The sequence below is a fragment of the Borborobacter arsenicus genome, assembly GCF_003934165.1.
GTDB lineage: Bacteria > Pseudomonadota > Alphaproteobacteria > Rhizobiales > Rhizobiaceae > Pseudaminobacter > Pseudaminobacter arsenicus.
Genome location: NZ_RKST01000078.1, coordinates 1 through 3,626 on the forward strand (window position 1 = coordinate 1; position 3,626 = coordinate 3,626).

The 3,626-nt window shown below is 60.4% G+C and carries 2 protein-coding genes and 4 pseudogenes; 2 read left to right on the forward strand and 4 right to left on the reverse strand.

What is annotated here, in order from left to right; all coding sequences use genetic code 11:
• Nucleotides 1-263: 263 nt before the first annotated feature.
• From EET67_RS25115 to EET67_RS25125, 3 genes and pseudogenes are all read right to left on the reverse strand, one after another.
• A complete protein-coding gene (locus EET67_RS25115; protein ID WP_128628891.1) occupies nucleotides 264-701 on the reverse strand; it encodes a type II toxin-antitoxin system VapC family toxin in 438 nt (145 codons plus the stop codon).
• Nucleotides 698-946 (reverse strand): type II toxin-antitoxin system Phd/YefM family antitoxin, encoded by a 249-nt coding sequence (locus tag EET67_RS25120; protein WP_128628892.1) that lies wholly within the window; start codon nucleotides 944-946, stop codon nucleotides 698-700. The genes EET67_RS25115 and EET67_RS25120 overlap by 4 nt, the downstream gene beginning before the upstream one ends.
• A gap of 67 nt (nucleotides 947-1,013) precedes the next feature.
• A pseudogene (locus EET67_RS25125) lies at nucleotides 1,014-1,942 on the reverse strand (recombinase family protein).
• A gap of 191 nt (nucleotides 1,943-2,133) precedes the next feature.
• Between EET67_RS25125 and EET67_RS25130 the strand changes: the two are divergent.
• A pseudogene (locus EET67_RS25130) lies at nucleotides 2,134-2,571 on the forward strand (hypothetical protein); the annotation flags it as partial.
• A 316-nt stretch (nucleotides 2,572-2,887) separates the two neighbouring features.
• Nucleotides 2,888-3,412: pseudogene (locus EET67_RS26560) on the forward strand (ParB N-terminal domain-containing protein); the annotation flags it as partial.
• On the opposite strand, the pseudogene EET67_RS26740 reads toward EET67_RS26560, so the two are convergent.
• Nucleotides 3,407-3,626 (reverse strand): annotated as a pseudogene (locus tag EET67_RS26740) (hypothetical protein); the annotation flags it as partial. The pseudogenes EET67_RS26560 and EET67_RS26740 overlap by 6 nt on opposite strands.

Here is a 3,626-nt window from a genome sequence, read left to right on the forward strand (position 1 = left end):
CATTAGATGACAAAATCCAAGTCAGATTATCAAATTAACTGCCCGCTCTCAAATTAAGTGATCGGGCAACCTACTGAAAATGTTGAAGTCGGATTCGCACAATTAAATGGAAAGCGACAGCTGGTCCACGGTTAGAGGTTTCGGATTCGCTCCTAAAGAGAGCCTGCGAAAGCGGAATCCGTGACCACGATGGCGTCAACGCGTTCAGAACCTGTCAGTGCATGGGTGTTCAGTATCGAGACCGCAGGACGCTTTAATGTCGGTCAGACAGGCGCCGCCATGAGCACGATGCCAAACGGCTCAAAATGCTTCAAATTCAGCGTGACCACCGTTAAATCATGGGCCTTTGCGGTTCCCGCGATGAGTGCGTCGGCCATGCCGGGACTGTGGCCGGCTGCGATGGCTTCCGCTTCGAGCTTGCCGGACAGAGCTGAAACCGCCGTGTCTATCGGCAGTATCCGATCCTCGTATGTCGAGAACAGGCCGTCCATCCACTGCCTGAGACCGCTTGCCTTGGCGGTGGCGCCTTTTCGTTCGAGCAATATGATCCCGCGCTCGATCTCGTGGACCGTGACGACCGACAGGAAAAACTCGGCCGTCTTTTCCGTCTTGTCGAGCCAAGCGATCAACTCCGTGGCGTGCCCGGCGCGCGAAGGCGACAGCAGGGAGACGACATTCGTATCAAGAAGGTATGCCGTCAAAGATCAACATCCCGCGAAGGCGAGGCGTTGCGCTCAAATTCTCCACCAGGGAATGTCTTCAGGTAGGTGATGAAGCTGGTTCGACGAGGCTTCAGGGCACGCTGCGCAATCTCCGCGGCCTGCAAGGGGACCAGAGCAGCTACAGGCTTTCCATGGCGGGTGATCGTCACGAATTCGCCCTTGATGGCGTCGTCGACATAGCTGGAAAGACCGGCTTTCGCATCCTTCAGGCTGACAGTGGACATCGGCACCTCCGCAAAGTGGTCACATATGACTATATATGCTCCTGAAAACTCGATGGTCAAGGGATGGTCACACAGCTTCGCTTGCGAGAAGTCCGGATCGTCTCGCGCGGTCGAGCAGGTTTTTCACCGATGAGGGAGACCATTTGGCTCCGCCGCGTGGTGTGCGCTCGTGAAGTTTCTCGAGCTGCGCCCCAATCTCCCGGAGCGTCACATCCGGGTTCGAGGCGTGAATGCCAGTGACCAGCGTCATCAGCCGGTCTTCCGGCAGGCGAGGCGGCGATTTACGAAGCAGGGCGGCATCCGCCATGCCTTCGGAAACCATCCATTTGACAGCTCGTCGGAGACGTTCCGGCGTCCAGTCGAGACCGCGCTGTTTCAGCACGCGGGCGATATCGTCCCAGGTATGGTCGGGTCGCATACGCCGAACGATTGGAAGCCATTGACTGGCCGTAGCCTGGATGCGTGTTCCGTAAGCGGCCTTCTGCGCGGCCGTCATCTTGGCAAGTGCTTCCGGCCGGCGTTCGCGAATACCGGGATTGCCCGGTAGGCGACCCTTTGCCTTCGCAGCTTTTATGCCGGCCTTGGTGCGTTCAGAGATCAGCGAGCGCTCCAGCTGGGCCACGGCGCCGAGAACCTGCAGAGAAAACATCCCTTGCGGGGTCGTGGTGTCGATCGGATCGCGCAGCGACCGGAAATGCACTCCTTTCGCCGTCAGGCCTTCGATCACCTCAAGGAGATGGCTGACAGAGCGTGCCAGACGGTCGATCCGGACGACGCAAGGGTGTCGCCGGCATCGATGTCACGCAGAAGCTTAGACAGCGCAGGGCGGGCGCGGGATGTGCCTGAACCATGTTCCTGGACGATCTGATCGCAGCCGGCCGCGCGCAACTCCATTTCCTGTGCTTCTGTCGCCTGTTCGTCCGTGGAGACGCGTGCGTAGCCGATCAGGCGGCCCTGTGGTCGACGGGATGCTCGATTTCGTGTGTCAGCGGCCATTTGAAGTGCCTGAGAGTGTGTTTATCGATGGAATTCCAAACACAGAGGATATGGATAACCGATCGTTTGTAAACGTCGCGTGGCGGCTTTTATAGCCGTGCAAATGCCGGAAATACGCGGTTTTCGGGCGTCTCGTGCGTCTGAGGCGCAGGGCTGTACAGACCGCGGCGGAACATTACATAGTGCCGGCAGCAGGCCGCGCGCTCATGAAGGAGATCCTGACCCTGGTGCAGCTTCAGCACGAAGGCGAGACCATCATCGGCTCTGTCGGCGGTTTCGACCTCGAATATGACGGCCAGCGCTTCGGCAAGGAGGGCTACCGTTACACCACCCTGCTGTTGCGCAACGGCGCGGAGTCCGAAATCGAGCTTGCCATGACAGTCACGCCACTCGGAGCAATTTCGCGCCTCGAGCACGCTCTCGATGATTTCGAAGGAGAGCGCGAGCGCTATCGCCAGCGCCTCGCCGATGCCCGCCGCAGGCTCGCATCATACCAGTCTCGCGACAATGATGCCGAGTTCGCCTTCGCCGGCGAGCTGGCCGAAAAGCGACGGCAACTTGGTGAGGTAGAGGCGGCACTGTCGGCGGATGTGGAAACTCCCGCCGAACCTTTGCAGGATGCCGCATAGCCATTCTATCGTAGTAGGCAGACCGATGGCCCACTCCAAGGTGGCGCCGATCTTGAAGGGGAATGGAGAAGGAGGAGAAGAAATCCGGTTCGCCGATCGGCCGAACCGGTGACGCTTACGCTCAACCGCGCCGCTCGCAATCCCGGCCGCGTCGTCCTTCGCAGGGCTGTTAGCCCCGCTTGTCCTGCCGGGCAGGGATGCTCGGCCGCAGTTGCACCGGTCCGTCCCCTCCGCAGGCCGGGGGGTGTCTTCGAAAAGAAGACGAGAAAGGACGCCGCGATTGGCTGTGTCCGGCAACCCCGTAAGGAGCACTTCCATGGAACTGAAGTTTGTCGATCCGCGCGCGCTGAAGGGAAACCCCGACAAGGCGCGACGCTCCAAGTCCAGCCCGCAGGCTGACGCATTGCTGCTGGCGACCATCCGCGCCGTCGGTATCGTGCAGCCGCCTGTCGTTGCACCGGAATCTGATGGCGGCAACAGCTTCGTCATCGATGCCGGCCATCGCCGCGTCAAGCAGGCCATCGCCGCAGGGCTTGAAGAGATCGCCGTGCTGGTGATCGAGCGCGCCGAAGATGGCGGCGCGATGCGTTCGCTCGCAGAAACGCTGGCGCATGAACAGCTCAATCCCGTCGACCAGTGGCGGGCGATCGAGCGCCTGGTCGCGCTCGGCTGGACCGAGGAAGCAATCGCTGTCGCTCTGGCTCTGCCGGTTCGCCAGATCCGGAAACTGCGTCTGCTCGCCAATGTCCTGCCGGCGATGCTCGAACAGATGGCAAAGGGCGACATGCCTAACGAGGGCCAGCTGCGCACCGTCGCAGCAGCGTCGCTCGACGAACAGAAATGCCGAGCGAACTTCTGCAACTCCGTCACCGTCCCGATCCCGCAGCAAGGTGATGCGGTTGGCGCTCGGCACCTCTGCGCCAGCCTGTCCTTGCATTAGGTCACGTACCCATAAACGGGATTGAACGAAGCCGCTGACGCGGCATTTGGCAGGTCGGTTTGCGGTTGAGGCTTCTGTTTTGAAGGATTGCGGCTGTTGAAGCGCAATCTTGAGG